A 17447-nucleotide genomic window follows, 5' to 3' on the forward strand; every position below is an offset into this window, starting at 1 on the left:
GCTCGCAAGCTCGCTACTCAGGAACCGCCCGACGCGTATCGAAACCCGGCGAGTCAACGATGTCAGCAACCAAAGTCGTTACGGACATCGTCATCTCACCGGGTTTCGATACGCCCTACGCTAGCGCTCCGGGCTACTCAACCAGCAGAACGTGCGCTCCGGGCTACTCAACCAGCAGAACGTGCGCTCAGGGCTACTTGACCAGCAGAATCCTCAGGCCTCGGGGTCGAGGACGAAATCGTAGACGGTGACAAAGCCTTCACCGTTCGGGTTGTCTCTCACGTCCAGCATGAGTTCCGGCTTCACGGCCGACGCGATGTCGTCGTCGTTGTGCGGATCGCCCGGGAAGTAGAGCTGCGAGGTGATCAGCTGGTGGCCCGGCGCACTCACCTTGAAGTGCAGGTGGGCCGGACGCCAGGCGTGCCAGCCGGCGGCCTCGATGAGCTGGCCGCAGGCACCGTCGGTGGGGATCATGTAGGGCGCCGGACGCAGGGTGTGGATCTCGAAGTTGCCGTCCTCGTTGGCAATCCAGGTTCCGCGCAGGTTCCACTCGGGCAGGCCCGGGGCGAACTGCGAGTAGAAGCCGAGGTCGTCGGCGTGCCACAGCTCGATCTTCGCGCCGGCGAGCGGTGTGCCGTCGACAGCACGCACCTGACCGGAGAACACCAGCGGGTCACCGGGCTCGTCGTCGCGCATCGGAATGGTGCCGTTCCAGTCCAATTCGGGTGAGCCACCGATGTAGTACGGCCCCTCGATGGTGCCCTTGCTGCCCTCGCGATGCTCGTTGGCCACTTCTTCGACCGAGTGCTCGATCCACACGTCGAGGAACAGCGGCCACTCGCCGTCGGTGCCGACCTTGATCAGCCACGCCTTGAGTGCGTTGTACTCCTCGTAGCTGACCTTGTCCTCGAGGACGATGTCGTTGATGCCCTTGATCACCTTGGACGCAAGGTAATTGACGCGCTGGGTGTCGACGACACCGGGGCGCGCGCCGGCCGCGGCCATGCGCTCGGCGAACTGGGCCGATGCATTGGCTCCCGACTCGGCGGCCTTGGCGGTCACCTCGGAATCGAAGCTGGTGCTCATGATGGGTACTCCTTTATCTTCTAGGCCAGGGGGCTGACACTGCGGGTGAGGGCCTGCTCAGCCCGCAGCGATATCCGATGGGTGGGTGGCCAGGGGGGTCACCCGGATTGTCATGTAGGCGAAAAGTGGTAATCCGGAGAGGATTTGATGCAATTCGTTGTTGTCCTCCACATCGAAGATGGAGAAGTTCGAGTACTCGCCGACGATCCGCCAGATGTGCGGCCATTTGCCGGCCCGCTGGAGTTCCTGCGAGTACGCCTTTTCCCGTGCGACGGTGTCCGCGCGGACCTCGGCGTCGAGGTCGTGAGGAATGTTGACGTCCATCCGTACGTGAAACAGCATGTCCTCAGCTCCTGCCTTCGTCGATGCGGTAGTGGGCCAGTTTGTCCGGATCGATCGCGATACCGATTCCGTTGCCCGGCAGGCGGTGCAGATGGCCGTCGCGTATCTGCAGTGGCTCGGCCAGGAGATCGTCGCTCATATCCAGGAAGTTGGAAAGCTCTGCGGCGTAACGAGATGTCGATGCGAAAGCGGACCCGAACGCCAGGGTGCAGGCAGAGCCGATCTGACCGTCGATCTGATTGCCCATCACCACCTCGATCCCGAGTCCCTCGGCGAGATGGTGGACGCGCCGCGACGTGGTGAACCCGGTGCGAGCGGTCTTGATGTTGATCGCGGTGGCCGAACCACCCAGGATCTCGCGCGTGACATCGGCGGGGGTCGGAGCCGACTCGTCGGCGATGAACGGGACGTCGGTCTTCTCGACCAGCCAGCGACGGCCGACCACGTCGTCGGCCGGGCAGAGTTCCTCAGCGAACAGCAGGTCGAGATCGGCCATCTCGCGCATCGCACGTGCCGACTCGGCGGCGGTCCAGCCGCGATTGCCGTCGACATACAGTTCGACGGTGTTGCCGAAGTGCGCGCGCAGCGCCCGCACCACCGCGGTGTCCAGCGTCACCGGCTTGCGGCCGACCTTCACCTTGAATGTGCTGATGCCGTAGGTGTCTCGCATACGTTGCGCCTCGGCCACCATCACCGACGGCTCGTCGAAGCCGAGCATGTGGCTGACCTTCAACCGATCGGTGAACCCGCCCAGCAGGTCGGTCACCGACAGATTCAGGGTGTGCCCCAGCGCATCCCACATCGCCATGTCGATGGCCGCTTTGGCGGTCGGATTGCCGATGGTGCGCGCCAGCCGTTCATGTGCCTCCTCGCGCTCGAGGAGGGTCAGACCCACCAGCTGCGGAGCGAAAACGTCCTCGATGACCGCGATGATCCCCCGCTGCGTCTCGCCGTAGGTGAACGGGCGGGGCGGTGCCTCGGCGACTCCGACGATGCCGTCGTCGGTGTGCACACGCACCAGCACGTGACTTGCCGTGCGTACTTCGCCCGAGGCGAATTTCAACGGTTTGCGATACGGGATGGCGAACGGTATCGCCTCGATTCTCGTGATCTTCACAGCAGATCTCCTGATACTGAGACGAATTCGGCCTCGATGATCTCGATGACCGCGTCAACGACGGGATTGTCTTCGGAGGCGCGGCGGGCAAGGGCGAGCTCGATGGTCCCGGCGTCCGCGAGGTCGCGGATGACGATGCCGTCGATGGGGAGCGCGCGTACCGACGCCGGGACCACGGCGACACCCAGGCCGGCGGCGACCAACGCGAGCAGGACCGCCGTACCCGGGGCCTCGTGGTCGCGGCGCGGCACGAAATCGGCGGCGCGACAACTGCGCAGCACCGCTTCGTTGACCGCGGAATCGCGACTGCCGTACATGACGAACGACTCGTTGCGCAGATCCGAAAGCGACACAACCGGTTCGACGGCGAGCCGGTGGTCGGCGGAGATCGCGAGGACCAGACGTTCGGCCTCCAGGGTGCGCACCTCGATGTCGTCGCCCACCGACGGCGGCCGGAGCAGCCCCAGGTTGATGGCACCGCTGCGAAGCGCGTCGCACTGTGCCGGGGTCAGCATGTCGGCCTGGATGGCGACACCCACGTCGGGAAGTTCACGGTTCACCGCGCGCACGATGCGCGGCAGATGCGAGAAGGCTGCGGTACCGGTCAGACCGAGCCGGACCAGACCACTGCGACCCGCAGCGATTCGCCGGACGCCGCGCACCGCGTCGTCGACACCGGCGAGGATGCGCTGAACCTCGTCGTAGAGGAACTCGCCGGCGGCTGTCGGGGTCACGCGACGCGTGGTGCGGGTGAACAGCGCGACATCCAGTTCGGCCTCGAGCTGGCGAATCGCATACGACAACGCCGGCTGCGCGACGTGGAGTTGCGCAGCCGCCTGCCCGAAATGGCAGGTCTCGGCCACCGCTGCGAAGTAGCGGAGATGACGCAGTTCCATGTGATCCGGCTTCCGATGGGGGCTGTGGCTGCCGTCGCACCACCTAGTGTGACGCGCGACACGTGCTTTCACGGTAAGACCGCGATACATAACGCACAAGGACTTGTTTTCGCGTTATTGATCGATTGTGACGATCAATAGGACTCGTGTCCGGGACTAGGTATTTACCTAGTGTGATCGGCAGCACAAAGTGTCAGTGTGCAAGAGACAGCCCATAGGAGGACTCTGCACATGACCACTTCCTTGCCCCGCCCGACGCAGGCCCACACCCCCCTGCCGGCCCATCTCGGCCACGTCTCGTCTGTTCTGTCGGATGCGGTGATCGACGACCGCGACGCCGGCGTGTACCGCGCCAACCGCCGGATCTTCACCGACGACGAGATCTTCGAACTGGAGATGAAGCACATCTTCGAGGGCAACTGGCTCTACCTCGCGCATGAGAGCCAGGTCGCCGAACCCGGCGACTACTTCACCACCTACATCGGCCGTCAGCCCGTGGTGATCACCCGCGGCAAGGACGGCGAGCTGCACTGCCTGATCAACGCGTGTGCCCACCGCGGCGCCATGATCTGCCGTCGCAAGACCGACAACCGCACCACGCTCACCTGCCCGTTCCATGGTTGGACGTTCCGCAACGACGGCACCCTGCTGAAGGTCAAGGATCCCGACGACGCCGGATACCCGGAGACGTTCAACGTCAACGGGTCACACAACATGACCAAGGTGCCCCGCTTCGACAGCTATCGGGGCTTCCTGTTCGGCAGCATCAACCCCGACGTCGTAGAACTCAGTGACCATCTGGGCGACACCACCAAGATCATCGATATGCTCGTCGACCAGTCCCCCGACGGGCTCGAGGTGCTACGCGGATCGTCGACCTACACCTACGACGGCAACTGGAAGGTGCAGGCGGAGAACGGCGCCGACGGCTACCACGTCACCGCGACGCACTGGAACTACGCCGCCACCACGTCGCGGCGCAACACCGGTGAATCCAAGAACGACACCAAGGCGCTCGACGCCGGCAGCTGGGGCAAGTCCGGTGGTGGCTACTGGTCCTATCCCAACGGCCACCTGTGCCTGTGGACGATGGCCGCCAACCCCGAAGACCGCCCGCTGTGGGACAAGATGGATCTTCTCAAGGAGAAGTTCGGGGATGCCAAGGGCGAGTTCATGGTCAAGGGGTCACGCAACCTCTGCCTCTACCCCAACGTGTATCTGATGGACCAGTTCTCCACGCAGATCCGGCATTTCCGGCCGATCGCGCCGGACAAGACCGAGGTCACCATCTACTGCATCGCACCCAAGGGTGAGAGCGATGCGGCTCGTGCACATCGCATCCGGCAGTACGAGGACTTCTTCAACGCCTCCGGTATGGCCACCCCCGACGATCTCGAAGAGTTCCGGTCCTGCCAGCTGACCTTCCGTGCGCAGGCCGCACCCTGGAACGACATGAGCCGCGGCGCCGAGCACTGGCTGACCGGTCCCGACAAGGTCGCCGAATCCCTGGACATGTCCGGTGTCATCTCGTCCGGCGTCAAGAACGAGGACGAGGGCCTGTACCCGATCCAGCACGGCTACTGGCTCACCACCATGCAGGCCGCCCTGGAAGCCGAAGAAGCGGCAACCGATCAGTGTGGCGCAGAGGGGAACTGACCTCCGATGACTACTACCCAGCCCACCCCCACCGCCACCGGATCGAACAAGCTGATCACGCAGAACGCGATCGAGCAGTTCCTCTACCGCGAGGCCCGCTACCTCGACGACCGCGAGTTCGAGAAGTGGCTGGAATGCTACGCCGACGACGTCGTCTACTGGATGCCGTCGTGGGACGATCGCGACCGGCTCGTCGAGAACCCGCAACGCGAGATCTCGCTCATCTACTACCCCAACAAGGGTGGCCTGGAAGACCGGGTCTTCCGCATCCGTACCGAACGTTCTTCGGCCACATCGCTTCCCGAGCCTCGGACCAGCCACAACATCAGCAACGTTGAGGTCATCGAGCGGCGCGGCGACCTCGTCGACGTCCGATTCAACTGGCACACCATGTATTTCCGGTACAACACGGTGGATCCGTATTACGGTACGTCGTTCTACACGATCGACTTCTCCGGCGACCAGCCCCTGATCCGACGCAAGACCGTGGTCCTGAAGAACGACTACATCCACCACGTGGTGGACATCTACCACTTCTGAGGTATGTCATGACAGTCACGACCGATCGGTCGGCCGGTTCGGGAGCTCCGTTGCCGGTCGACGCGACGACACACCAAGTCGCGCTGAGTTTCGAGGACGGCGTCACCCGGTTCATCACCTGCCGCGACGATCAGACCGTCGCCGACGCGTCCTACCGGCAGCGGATCAACATCCCGCTCGACTGCCGCGACGGTGCGTGCGGAACCTGCAAGGCGTTCTGCGAGTCCGGTGAGTACGACGGCGGAACCTACATCGAGGACGCGCTGAGCGAGTCGGAGTCGGCCGACGGCTACGCGCTGCCCTGCTGCATGAAGCCGAAATCCGATCTGGTGCTGCAGATCGCCGCCACCTCCGACATCGCCAAGACCCAGGCCGCCACGTTCGACGGCAAACTCGTCGACCTCGAACGCCTGTCGGAGTCGACGGTGCGTGTCAGCGTCGACATCGAGAATCGCGGCGCCCTAGCGTTCCTGCCCGGACAGTACGTCAACTTCGCCGTCCCGGGAACCGATGACGGCGAAGGCAATCCGCTGACGCGCTCGTACTCCTTTGCCAACGGTCCACACGAGGAACGGCTGACGTTCCTGGTGAAGCTGACCCCGGGCGGGGTGATGTCGACCTATCTCACCGAACGGGCACGGGTCGGTGACGCGATCAGCTTCACCGGACCCCACGGGTCGTTCTTCCTCCGCGAATCCTCACGTCCGGTATTGCTTCTCGCCGGTGGAACCGGTCTGGCCCCGATTCTGTCGATGCTGCGCAAACTGCACGACGACAACAGTCCGCGCAAGGCGCATCTCATCTACGGCGTCTCCACCGACACCGACCTGGTGGCCATCGACGAGATCGAATACTTCGCCTCCGAGCTGCCCGGACTCACCTGGGACCACTGCGTCTCGGACCCGAACACCAAGGCGCCCAACCAGGGTTACGTGATGAGTTTGATCCGCGACGAACATCTCTACGACGGAGATGTCGCCGTCTATCTGTGCGGGCCGCCGCCGATGGTCGAGTCGGTGCGCACGCACATCGCCGACGCCGGGATCGAGCCCACCGGTTTCTACTACGAGAAATTCGCCCTCGCCGATGCACCTAAGGATGCGCCCGTCGACGATGCTGCACCGGTTACGGCCGAACCCACCGCCACCGAGACTGTTGTCGAGGAACTCCTCACCTCACCGGATGCTCGCGCGATCGCCGGCCAGATGACCCTGCCGAGCGCCGAGATCGACCCGCTGGCGGCATCGGTCTCGACCACGCTAGACGGGGATTCGTTGTTGCGCATAGCCGGTCAGCAGGTCTGGACGGCCGACGCGACCGCGGGAACTCTCGACGCCGACGACGGAACACTGCTGCCGCATCCGGCCCGGGCAATCGCCGGGCAGGAAGTGTTCACCCCGACCGACACCGAACCGCTCGCGGCGCCGGAACCGCCCGTCGCACCTGCGGTGACCGAACCGATTGCCGCAGCAGCCCCTACGACGGTAGGTTCGCAGGGCTACCAGATCGGTGAAGAGCACCCCGGCGTGCACGAATCCGACGCGCTGTTCGAGGCACGAGCAGCGTTGGAACTCGGCGCCCTCGAACTCACCTTCGGCCGCCTGACCACCGGACAGCTCACCGGATACCGGCTCCTCGCCGAGGCGACGATGCCGTTCGTCGCCGGCGACCGGTTTGTCGACGCGGCCGAATACACCGAGACCAATGCCAACTTCCACGATTACCTGTTCACGCTGACCGGCAACAGTCATCTGCTCGAGGCGTATTCGGCGCTCGGAGTCAAAGGCCGGATGGGCGAGGTGCTGCGCAACGCCACCTGGTGTCATCCACTCTGCGCCCAGGACCATGTCGACATCGTCGAGGCCTTCGCATCCGGCGACCGCGACAAGGCGCGGGCACTGATCACCGCACACGCCGACCGCTCCAAGCAGACCATGCGCCGGGCAATGGCAGACGAACTCGCCTCACGCCGACCACGATTCGTGACACCCGGCCGATTCGCCGGGAAGGTCGTCGTGGTCACCGGCGCCGCTCAGGGCATCGGCGCCCAGACCGCGCGTCGCATCGCCGCCGAGGGCGGAACCCTGGTCCTCGCCGACCGCTCCGATCTGGTCTCCGAGCTCGCCGACGAACTCCGTTCCGACACCGCGACTCTCGCGGTCAATGCTGATCTCGAGCACTACTCCGGTGCCACCTCGATCGTCGAGCAGGCATTGGCGGCCTACGGTCGCGTCGACGTGCTCATCAACAATGTCGGCGGCGCAATCAATTTCAAACCGTTCACCGAGTTCACCGACGACGAGATCCGCGCCGAGGTCGATCGCTCGCTGATGACGACCTTGTACATGTGCCGCGCGGTCCTGCCGGGCATGGTGGAACGCAGCGACGGCGTCATCGTCAACGTGTCGTCGGCCGCCACCCGCGGCATCAACCGCATTCCGTACTCGGCCGCGAAGGGCGGCATCAATGCGATCACCGCGTCGCTGGCCGTCGAGTACGCCGAGCACGGCATACGGGTGACGGCGACGGCGCCCGGCGGCACCGAAGCGCCGCCACGCCGGATCTCGCGGGGAACTCCGGAACCGCGCAACGAGATCGAATCGCGGTGGTTCCAGGCCCACATCGACCAGACCATCGACTCGTCACTGCTCAAGCGGTACGGGACACTGGACGAACAGGCGGCCGCGATCTGCTTCCTGGCCTCCGACGAGGCGTCCTACATCACCGGGACTGTCCTGCCGGTCGCGGGCGGCGATCTCGGATAAGTCGACACCCGCCGCAATAGTGTCGTGTGTCAGAAATTCGCTGCTGGGTCCGGCGAACCAGTTGGATGCATCGCAAGGCGGCGGAGGAGTCAGGTACTGGTTGTACCTGCGACGACGCCAACGAAGCGAGGCGCCAGCTGGGCGGCGGAACCGGCAACGAATTTCTGATTCACGGCACTAGCATGGGACGGGTGAGCAGGGCACGGTGTGTGGGTCGTGACGCCGAACTCGGCGCCATCGCCGACGAACTCGTGCGCGCCCGATCCGGTGTCCGGTGGGTGTCGGTGACCGGTGACCCGGGAATCGGGACGAGCACCCTCTTGCGGGAAGTCGCCCACGCCACCGACGCAACCGTCTTCGCCGCCACCGCACTGGAAGCCGAGCAGGGCATGGCCGGAGCCGCGCTCGCCCAGTTACTCCAGCAGGAACCCACTGCTGTCCCGGCGATGGCCGAGGCACTCCTCGCACGTGTGTCCAGCGAGGCGGTGTCGCTCGTCGTCATCGACGACGCGCATCTGGCCGACGACGAATCGTGGGAGACACTCACCGGCATCCTGGCCCGGCATCGCGATCTGCGGGTCCTCGTGGTGGCCGGAGCGACGGCCCGGTTTGCATCCGACATTCTCAAGAATCGGTTCTTCGACAACGAGCTACGTCTGGGCGGGCTCGACGCCGAGGCCGTGTCCGAGATCGTGCATGATCGCGGCATCATCCTGCACCCGTCCATGCGTGAGGATCTGTGGCGCCACACCATGGGCAATCCACGCGATCTGATCGGACTTCTCGACGAGTCGCCCCGCGCGCTGTGGTCGCAGCCCGGCGGGGATCTGCCTGCACCCGAGCATGTTCGAGCCGACATCCGGGCGCGGCTCGACGCCTGCCCTGACGACGGCCGACGTCTCATCGAGGCCTTCGCCGTCCTCGACGACGGTCAATCACTCACCGTCGCAGCAGCCTTGGCGGAGGCTGAGGATACCTTCGCCGCGGCCGATCATGCGCTGGCGACCGGTTTGCTCACGCGCTCCGCCGATCTCGCCCCTGCCCAGGTCGGACTCGCGCTGCGCAGCCCGCTCGTGCGGGCCGCGGTCATCGACGCGATGGGCTTGCAGGCGACCGCCGACGCACATCGACGTGCAGCCGAGATCGTCCCGGATCCTGTTGCTCGACTGCACCATCGGGTCGCGGCAACCCCGGACGCAGACCCGGCGCTGGCCGACGAGCTCGACGAACTGGCCCGCGCACGCGCCGCAGAGGGCGCCTGGCGCGAGGCCGCCACCCTGCTCCGCCAGTCAAGCCGCATCACACAGGAAGGACTCAAGAGCGACGAACGCGTCACCCGTTCCGTCGATGCCCTGCTCTCGGCAGGCGATTGTTCGGCTGCTGCCACACTCATCCCGTCGGTGGAGTCGCTGCGCGAAACGCCGCTCCGCAATGCCACACTCGCCTACCTCGCCATTCTGCGTGGGCGCGCCACCGAAGCCGAGGTGCGTCTCGACCGAGCCTGGGCCATCGTCAATCCCGAACGCGAGCCCGACATCGCCGCACTGATCGCAGGACGCCGGGTACTGCACGCCCTCATCCGCGGGCAGGGTACCGAACTCATCGACTGGGTGGATCGGGCCGTCGCCCTCACCGGACCGGACTCGCCGGCGGGCGTCGAAGCCACCGTCATCAGGGGTCTCGGCGAAGCCTGGGCCGGACGCCCCACCGAAGGTGTGACGACGTATGCGCAACTGTCCGAGGTCATCCGGCATGGCGCCCAGGCACAGAGGGCCGTCATGGGGCGGGGTTGGCTCGAGTACGGGATCGACGATCTCGACGTCGCGCGTGCCAGCCTGGAGACCGCGGTGTCGATGGCCCGACTCGGTGGATCGGACCGGATCACGCTGTGGTCGCTTGCCTGGCTCGCGCGGGTCCGATTCATCATCGGCGACTGGGACGCCGCCTTCCACACCGCAACCCAGGGACGCGATCTGGCCACCACGAGCGGCATCACCATCGCCACTCCACTTCTCGAATGGACTGTCGCGCAGATTCATTCGCTGCTTGGCCGCTGGGACGACGCCCATGCGGCGGTGCGTCGCGCCGAAGCCGTCGGCACCGACTACCCCAGCATGGAGATCCCCGCGCGGCTCGCGCGCGCCCAGGTGGCCGAGGCCGCTGCCGACTATGCGACCGTGATCCACGAGTTGGGACCACTGCCTCGTCTGGCCCGCAGCGTCCCAGCGCTGGTCGAGCCCGGCTTCTGGCCGTGGGTCGACACCTTGGCGAATGCCCTTGTCCTGGAGGGACGTCTCGACGACGCCGACGCACTGCTCACTCCACATGAGAAGCGCGCCGACGAACGCAAACACCCGTCGGCCTCCGCGCGCCTCGGATACGCGCGTGGCCGGCTGCTCGGCGCGAGCGGTGACATCAACGGTGCGCGACACGTCTTCGAGCGGGCCGTCGAACTACTGCTGCCCGGACCCAACCGCTACGATCTGGCCCGGGTCAACTTCGCTTACGGCCAGACGCTGCGCCGAGCAGGCAAACGACGAGATGCCGACCGCGTCATGTCCATCGCGCGCGAGACGTATCTCGGACTCGGCGCCCAGACCTATGTCGACCGATGCGATCGCGAACTGAAGGCCGGTGGCCTGCACACCTCCCCCGTGACCCGTCACGACGTGAGCCTTACACCTCAGGAAGAGTCTGTCACAGCCCTTGTCGCGCAGGGCCTTTCCAACAAGGAAGTGGCTGCCGAGTTATTCATCTCCACCAAGACCGTCCAGTACCACCTCACCCGAATCTACGCCAAACTCGGATTGCGTTCCCGCGCAGAGCTTGTCGCGAGTCATCACTGACTGACCGCCACCCCGTGCCCCCCACTGCTGGTTGAGCAGACCCGGAGCGCCAGCGGAGGGCCGTCGTCGAAACCCGGCGAGACGACAATATCGGCACCCTGTGGACAACGAGCGGCGACTCTCGCGAGCACCCACTGCTGGTTGAGTAGCGACGAGCGAGCCTGCGAGCCCGCCGCGTATCGAAACCCGGTGAGACGAGAATGTCCCCAGCAACAACCTAATCAGAACGCGCCTAATCGAATCCCGGTTTTCGCGCCAGACGCCGAATCAAGTCGAAATCACCGTCGATCAGCGCCTGACGCTTGGCTCGCGACCATCCCTGCACTCGCTTCTCCATCGCGTAGGCCTCGTCGATCGATCCGAACTCGCAGGAGTACACGAGCCGAACTGGCTGTCGACGCCTGGTGTACGCGGCCCCATGGCCGCTGCAGTGTTGCGCGACGCGCAGTTCCAGATTGCGAGTGCTTCCGACATAGAAGCTACCGTCGCCGCATTCGAGGATGTACAGGTAGGCTGCCATGCGTCGACTATCTCGCACATGCGTACATCTCAGGCGATTTCATCCACAGGGTGCGGGTAGTGGTTGCGGACATCCGTGTCTCACCGGGTTTCGATACGCGTCGGGCTCGCAAGCTCGCACGTCGCTACTCGACCAGCAGTGGGTCAGCAGGTGGGGGGTGCGCTCGCTCGTTTGTCAGTCAGCCAGCGGTGGCAGGCGCCGAGATCGGCGCGTCGGTCTTGGCCTCGACATCGGACAACTCGACGCCGGGGGCCAGCTCGACGACGTCGAAACCCGCACCGTTGACATCGAATACACCGAGATCGGTGATCACCCGCGACACCACGGACCGACCGGTGAGCGGCAGTGAACACTGGGCCACCAGCTTGGCTCCGCCCTTCTTGGTGACGTGTTCCATCAAAACGATGACCTTGCCTGCGCCATTCACCAGGTCCATGGCGCCACCGATGCCCTTGACCATGGCGCCGGGAACCATCCAGTTGGCGAGGTCTCCGTTGCCGGCGACCTGCATGCCGCCGAGGACCGCGACGTCGACGTGTCCGCCGCGGATCATCGAGAAGCTGGTGGCGGAATCGAAGTACGACGCGCCCGGCAGCACCGTCACGGTCTGCTTGCCGGCGTTGATGAGGTCGGGGTCGACCTGCTCCTCGTAGGGGTACGGCCCGACGCCCAGAATCCCGTTCTCGGCGTGCAGGGTGATTCCCGAGTCGCCGGGCAGGTAATCAGGAATCAGTGTGGGCAGCCCGATTCCGAGGTTGACGTACTCGCCGGTGTTGAGTTCACGTGCCGCCCGTGCGGCCATCTCGTTGCGTGTCCAGCTCATGATGATCTCCTCACCGTGTCCGCACGGTACGTTGTTCGATTTCCTTGCGAGCGGCCTGTTCCGGCGTCAGCTCGACGATGCTCTTGACGAAGATGCCCGGCAGGTGGACATCGTCGGGAGCGATCTCGCCCACCTCGACCACCTTCTCGGCCTCGACGATCGTGTACCGGCCCGCCATCGCTGCCGGCGGATTGAAATTCCTCGCTGCAGCATGGAATCGGCAGTTTCCCGCGCGGTCGACGACGGCCGCGCGGATCAGCGCGAAATCGGTGACGATCGACTCCTCGAGAACCATCGGCTGTCCACCGAACTCGCGAACCTCCTTGGGCGGCGAGGACTCCGCGACAGTACCGTCGGAGTTGTAGCGCCACGGCAGGCCCCCCTCGGCAACCAGGGTGCCGACTCCGGTGGGCGTGAAGAACGCACCCACACCGCTTCCGCCGGCCCGCATGCGTTCGGCGAGAGTGCCCTGCGGCGTCAGCTCCACGGTCACCTCACCGGCCAGGAACTGGCGGCCGAATTCTTTGTTCTCACCGATGTAAGAAGCGATCACCTTACGAATCTTGCGGGCTTCCAACAGGAGTCCCAGTCCTGCGCCGTCCACGCCGCAGTTGTTGGAGACGATGGTCAGATCCCCGGCGCCCTGGTCGAGCAACGCCTCGATGAGGAACCACGGGATACCGGCCAGGCCGAAGCCACCCACAGCGATGCTGGCGCCGTCGGGAATGTCGGCGACCGCTGCCTGCGGGCCGGCTACGACTTTGTCGAGGGTCATGACTGCTCCAGATGTTCGATGATGGCGGGTGTGATGATCTGTGGCTGTTGGGCATTGGCGAGATGTGCCGAATCGGGGACGACGAGGAGCCGACCGTGTTGCACGTTGTCGGCGATCTCGGCTAGTTTCGGCGGCGGTGTCGCCGGGTCGTCGGCACCGGCAATCGCGAGTGTCGGTGCGGCGATCGTCGGCAGATCGGCTCGCTGATCCATGGCCGCGATCACCTCACAGCATGATGCGTAACCTTCGGCCGGCGTCTCGGCAACCATCGCCTCGTAGTACTTGCGTGAGTCCTCGTTGGCAGCAAGGTAGTCCCGGGTGAACCACCGCGCGACGACGGCTTCGGCGACGGCCTGGCTTCCGTTGGCGCGCACGGTCGCAGCGCGGTCGGTCCAGGCCGACGACGGGGTCAGCTGGGCGCCCGTGCACAACAGCGCGAGCCGCGCGACGCGGTCGGGGTTGCGTGCGGCCACGCGCATGGCCGTCATACCGCCCAACGACAGGCCGACGAGATGCGCCGCGGCGATGTCGAGCCGATCGAGCAGCGCGATCACATCGTCGGCGAGGTCGTCAATGGTGTAGGGCCCCTGCGGAACCGGTGATTCACCGTGGCCACGGGTGTCGTAACGCACCACCCGGAAGCGCTCCTCGAGGGCAGGGAGCTGCGCATCCCACATCCGATGCGTCGAGCCGAGCGAGTTGGACAGCACCACGGCCGGCGCATCGTCGCGGCCGGTGACGACGGCGTGAACCTCGACGGCATTCATCTCAGCGGCGCTCATCGGGTCGCCTCGAAGATCGCGGCGAGGCCCTGTCCGCCGCCGATGCACATGGTTTCCAGCACGTAGCGCGCGTCGCGCCGTCGGGCCTCATAGGCGGCGGTTGCCAGGATGCGGCCGCCGGTCGCGCCGATGGGATGTCCCAACGAGATTCCCGACCCGTTGGGATTGAGCCGTTCGTCGTCGGCGTCGACCTTCCACTCGGCGAGCACGCCGAGGACCTGCGCGGCGAAGGCCTCGTTCAGTTCGATGAGGTCGAGATCGGCCAGGGTCAGATCGGCACGGTCGAGTGCCGCGGCGGTCGCCGACACCGGACCGAGGCCCATGGTCTCCGGCTCGCACCCCGTCACCGCCCAGGAACGCAGCGCGAGCATCGGGTCGAGTCCACGACGATCTGCTTCGGCCCGCGTGGTCACCACGCACATGGCGGCTCCGTCGTTCTGGCCAGACGCGTTGCCCGCGGTCACCGTCGCATCGGGGTCGACCTTGAGTCGCACGGGGCGCAGCTTGGCCAGGCTCTCCGCGCTCACGTCGGCGCGCGGGTGTTCGTCACGGTCGACCACGACGTCGGGCCTGCCGCGCTTGCCCGGCACGGTCACCGAGACCAGCTCGTCGGCGAACCGACCGCCCTTGTGGGCCGCGATCGCGCGCTGATGCGAGCGCAGCGCAAGTTCGTCCTGCTCCTCGCGTCCGATTCGGTAGCGGGCGCGAACGTTCTCGGCGGTCTCGATCATGCCGCCGGCGACGGGATGCGAGTTTCCACCGGCGGTGGCACGGCCACGATCCAGGCGATCCATCAGGTCGATACCGCCCTGCCGAACACCGGTCCGCAGTCCGAGTGCGTAATGCTCGACATTCGACATCGACTCGGCGCCGCCGGCCACGACCAGCCGCGCACCCCCGGTGGCAACTGCGGACGCGCCATTCAGGATCGCCTGCAGACCCGATCCGCATCGGCGGTCGACCTGCATGCCGGGGACGCCGATGCCCAGCCCGGCGTCGAGCGCGGCGATGCGTCCGATCGCGGGCGACTCCCCGTTCGAGTAGCCCTGCCCCAGGATCACGTCGTCGACGTCACCCTCACCGAGGCCGGTGCGGCTCGACAACTCACGCAGCAGTCCGGTCGCCAGGTCCGTGACGGTGAGCGGTGCGAGCGCGCCACCCATCCGGCCCACCGGTGTGCGGAGGGGCGAGCAGATCACGATGTCGGTCGAAGAAGCCATGTTCTCACCGTATCGACCTGCGACGATAGGCGGAAGTATTCATATTCTCAACATTGATACTCACGACATATCAAATGGTATTGTGTACACATGGAGCTGCGACATCTTCGCTACTTTCGTGCCGTCGCCGAGGAACTCCACTTCGGCCGGGCTGCACAACGTCTGCACATCGCGCAGCCGCCGTTGTCTCAGCAGATCAAGCAACTCGAGGACGAGTTGGGGGTTGCATTGCTGACCCGGTCCACCCGACGCGTCGAACTCACGCCGGCGGGTGCGGACTATCTGCGTCGCACGATCGCGATCCTGGATTCCGTCGACGCGGCCGGACGTCGGGCACAGCGCATCGCCGACGGACGATTCGGCCAGCTGTCCATCGGATGCGTCGGCTCGGCCACCTACTCGCTGCTGCCGCAGCTGGTTCGCGCGCTCGGCGACGAACTGCCCGATGTGGAGGTGAGCGTGCGCGGCGAGATGCTGGCGCCCGATCAGATCGCGGCCCTCGGCTCCCACGACATCGACCTCGCGCTGCTGCGCCCACCCGTTGACACCGACGACATCCACGTCGAGATCATCCGAGACGACAGACTGATCGTCGCCCTGCCGAAGAATCACCCGCTCGCGACGAACGACCTCGACACGGAAGTCGATGTGGCACTGTTGGCCGCCGAGGACTTCATCGCACACGCCGGCGGCGGCAAATCGGTGATGAGCGGGGTCCTCGCAACCACCTGCGCCCGAGCCGGTTTCGTGCCGCACATTCGGCACGAGGTGGAAGAGACGTCCACACTCATCACGCTGGTCGCCGCCGGGCTCGGCGTCGCGATAGTGCCGGAACCGACATCTGCCCTCGGTGTGGCCGATGTCGTCTACCGTCGGCTCGCCGAGCCGGCCGGCACCGTTGAGCTTGCGGTGGCACTCGTGGAGTCCCGTCGAACACCGCTGATCGACCGCGTTCTCGAGGTCCTGCGCACGATCTCATGAAGGTCCGGCGCAAGTGTGTCACCGTTGACCCATGAGCTCTCCAGAGTTCGACGCGAACAAGCTCTTTCCCGGCAAGTTCTTCATCAGTACGGTCCTCGACGTCCTCGAGTCCAAGAAGAAGATGACGGGCCACATGCGCCGCCGATACCTCCAGCGAGCGGCGATGGCAGGCATCATCATCGCGATCTTCTACGTCATCGACTACACGATGGTCGGTGCCTTCGACAGCATCGGCGACGACGAACAACTCCACGTCGTCGGGAAACTCCTCGGCTCACTCACCTTCGGCTGGGCGCTGGTGTTCATCTACTACTCGAAGTCAGAGTTGTTGACGTCGAACATGATGATGGTGGCGATCGGCACCTACTACCGACGCATCTCGCTGGTCCTCGTGCTGCGAATCCTTCTGCTGTGCTACCTCGGCAACATCATCGGCGGGCTGCTGATCGCCGTGATGCTCAAGGGCACCACCCTCATCGAGGGTCCGGTGCTCGACGCGATGAACCACTCGGTCGACGTGAAAACGGGCTACCTCGGCGAGGGCTGGTCGGGGTGGCTCGACCTGTTCATCCGCGCGGTCTTGTGCAACTTCATGATCAATCTCGCGATGCTGCTCGTCTACAACGGCTACCTCCACGAGGACATGGCCAAGATCATGGCGATGATCGTCGCGGTGTTCGTGTTCGCCTTCCTCGACTTCGAGCACTCGGTGGCCAACACGGTGCTGTTCATGATCGTCGGACTCCAGGACGGGATACCGGTCGGCGCAGCCTTCGGAAACCTGGGCATAGTGCTGCTCGGCAATCTGACAGGTGGCGGGATACTCATCGGCTTCTACTACGCATGGGTCAACGACGAACGCGACACGCATCTCCCACATCTCCGACGCTCGCATACTCGCCACTGAGACATCACACGAACGACGCGCGCCAGCCGATTTTCGCTGTCCAGGTGCGACGAGCGGCACCCCCGCCGCCTGAGCTGAGGTGCGACGAGCGACACCCGCACCCGCTGCCTGAGGTGCGACGAGCGCTAGCGAGGAGCCTCGAAGGCCTGGTGACAGTTGCTACCTGGTCGCCCAATCACTTTGTCTCACCA

The 17447-nt window shown here is 65.3% G+C and carries 15 protein-coding genes; 6 read left to right on the plus strand and 9 right to left on the minus strand.

All coding sequences use genetic code 11. The features are described 5' to 3' along the window. Positions 1–213: 213 nt before the first annotated feature. Genes catA through MKW15_RS20550 form a run of 4 tightly spaced genes read right to left on the minus strand, consistent with a single transcriptional unit; the run spans position 214 to position 3441 of the window. Positions 214–1086 (minus strand): catechol 1,2-dioxygenase, encoded by an 873-nt coding sequence (gene catA / locus MKW15_RS20535; RefSeq protein WP_240861502.1) that lies wholly within the window; start codon positions 1084–1086, stop codon positions 214–216. Between the two features lie 57 nt (positions 1087–1143). Then, on the minus strand, positions 1144–1428 hold the full coding sequence (gene catC / locus MKW15_RS20540; RefSeq protein WP_240861503.1) for a muconolactone Delta-isomerase: 285 nt from the start codon (positions 1426–1428) through the stop codon (positions 1144–1146). A gap of 4 nt (positions 1429–1432) precedes the next feature. Beyond that, positions 1433–2545, minus strand: coding sequence for a mandelate racemase/muconate lactonizing enzyme family protein (locus MKW15_RS20545; protein WP_240861504.1), 1113 nt, complete (start codon positions 2543–2545; stop codon positions 1433–1435). Then, positions 2542–3441 (minus strand): LysR family transcriptional regulator, encoded by a 900-nt coding sequence (locus MKW15_RS20550; protein ID WP_240861506.1) that lies wholly within the window; start codon positions 3439–3441, stop codon positions 2542–2544. Before MKW15_RS20550 ends, MKW15_RS20545 begins: the two co-directional genes overlap by 4 nt. Positions 3442–3672: 231 nt before the next feature. On the opposite strand from MKW15_RS20550, the gene benA reads away from it, so the two are divergent. The 4 genes from benA to MKW15_RS20570 all read left to right on the plus strand — a co-directional run bounded on the left by benA (position 3673) and on the right by MKW15_RS20570 (position 11248). Next, positions 3673–5097 (plus strand): benzoate 1,2-dioxygenase large subunit, encoded by a 1425-nt coding sequence (benA, locus tag MKW15_RS20555; protein WP_240861508.1) that lies wholly within the window; start codon positions 3673–3675, stop codon positions 5095–5097. Between the two features lie 6 nt (positions 5098–5103). Beyond that, a complete protein-coding gene (benB, locus tag MKW15_RS20560; protein ID WP_240861511.1) occupies positions 5104–5637 on the plus strand; it encodes a benzoate 1,2-dioxygenase small subunit in 534 nt (177 codons plus the stop codon). Positions 5638–5645: 8 nt separating this feature from the next. After that, the gene (gene benC, locus MKW15_RS20565; protein WP_240861514.1) at positions 5646–8402 is read left to right on the plus strand and encodes a benzoate 1,2-dioxygenase electron transfer component BenC; all 2757 of its coding nucleotides are present in this window, start codon (positions 5646–5648) and stop codon (positions 8400–8402) included. A gap of 182 nt (positions 8403–8584) precedes the next feature. Beyond that, positions 8585–11248 carry a helix-turn-helix transcriptional regulator gene (locus MKW15_RS20570; protein ID WP_240861516.1) on the plus strand — a complete coding sequence of 888 codons (2664 nt, stop codon included), beginning with the start codon at positions 8585–8587 and terminating at the stop codon, positions 11246–11248. Positions 11249–11480: 232 nt separating this feature from the next. On the opposite strand, the gene MKW15_RS20575 is transcribed toward MKW15_RS20570, so the two are convergent. The 5 genes from MKW15_RS20575 to MKW15_RS20595 form a co-directional block, all read right to left on the minus strand. Beyond that, complete coding sequence (locus MKW15_RS20575) at positions 11481–11768, minus strand: GIY-YIG nuclease family protein (RefSeq protein ID WP_240861519.1); 288 nt, start codon at positions 11766–11768, stop codon at positions 11481–11483. Positions 11769–11946: 178 nt separating this feature from the next. Continuing rightward, on the minus strand, positions 11947–12591 hold the full coding sequence (locus tag MKW15_RS20580; protein WP_240861521.1) for a 3-oxoacid CoA-transferase subunit B: 645 nt from the start codon (positions 12589–12591) through the stop codon (positions 11947–11949). A gap of 10 nt (positions 12592–12601) precedes the next feature. Beyond that, positions 12602–13366, minus strand: a complete 765-nt coding sequence (locus tag MKW15_RS20585; RefSeq protein WP_240861529.1) for a CoA transferase subunit A — start codon at positions 13364–13366, stop codon at positions 12602–12604. After that, the gene (gene pcaD, locus MKW15_RS20590; protein WP_240861544.1) at positions 13363–14133 is read right to left on the minus strand and encodes a 3-oxoadipate enol-lactonase; all 771 of its coding nucleotides are present in this window, start codon (positions 14131–14133) and stop codon (positions 13363–13365) included. Before pcaD ends, MKW15_RS20585 begins: the two co-directional genes overlap by 4 nt. 11 nt (positions 14134–14144) lie before the next feature. After that, entirely contained in the window at positions 14145–15368 is a 1224-nt protein-coding gene (locus MKW15_RS20595; protein ID WP_240861531.1) for an acetyl-CoA C-acetyltransferase, read from the minus strand. A 90-nt stretch (positions 15369–15458) separates the two neighbouring features. Here MKW15_RS20595 and MKW15_RS20600 point away from each other — a divergent pair, with 90 nt between their 5' ends. Together MKW15_RS20600 and MKW15_RS20605 are read left to right on the plus strand one after the other, a co-directional pair. Continuing rightward, positions 15459–16349 carry a LysR substrate-binding domain-containing protein gene (locus tag MKW15_RS20600; protein ID WP_240861533.1) on the plus strand — a complete coding sequence of 297 codons (891 nt, stop codon included), beginning with the start codon at positions 15459–15461 and terminating at the stop codon, positions 16347–16349. Between the two features lie 31 nt (positions 16350–16380). Beyond that, positions 16381–17256, plus strand: a complete 876-nt coding sequence (locus MKW15_RS20605; protein ID WP_240861535.1) for a formate/nitrite transporter family protein — start codon at positions 16381–16383, stop codon at positions 17254–17256. Positions 17257–17447: the final 191 nt, after the last annotated feature.

The sequence above is a fragment of the Gordonia gummivorans genome (genome assembly GCF_022513585.1).
GTDB lineage: Bacteria > Actinomycetota > Actinomycetes > Mycobacteriales > Mycobacteriaceae > Gordonia.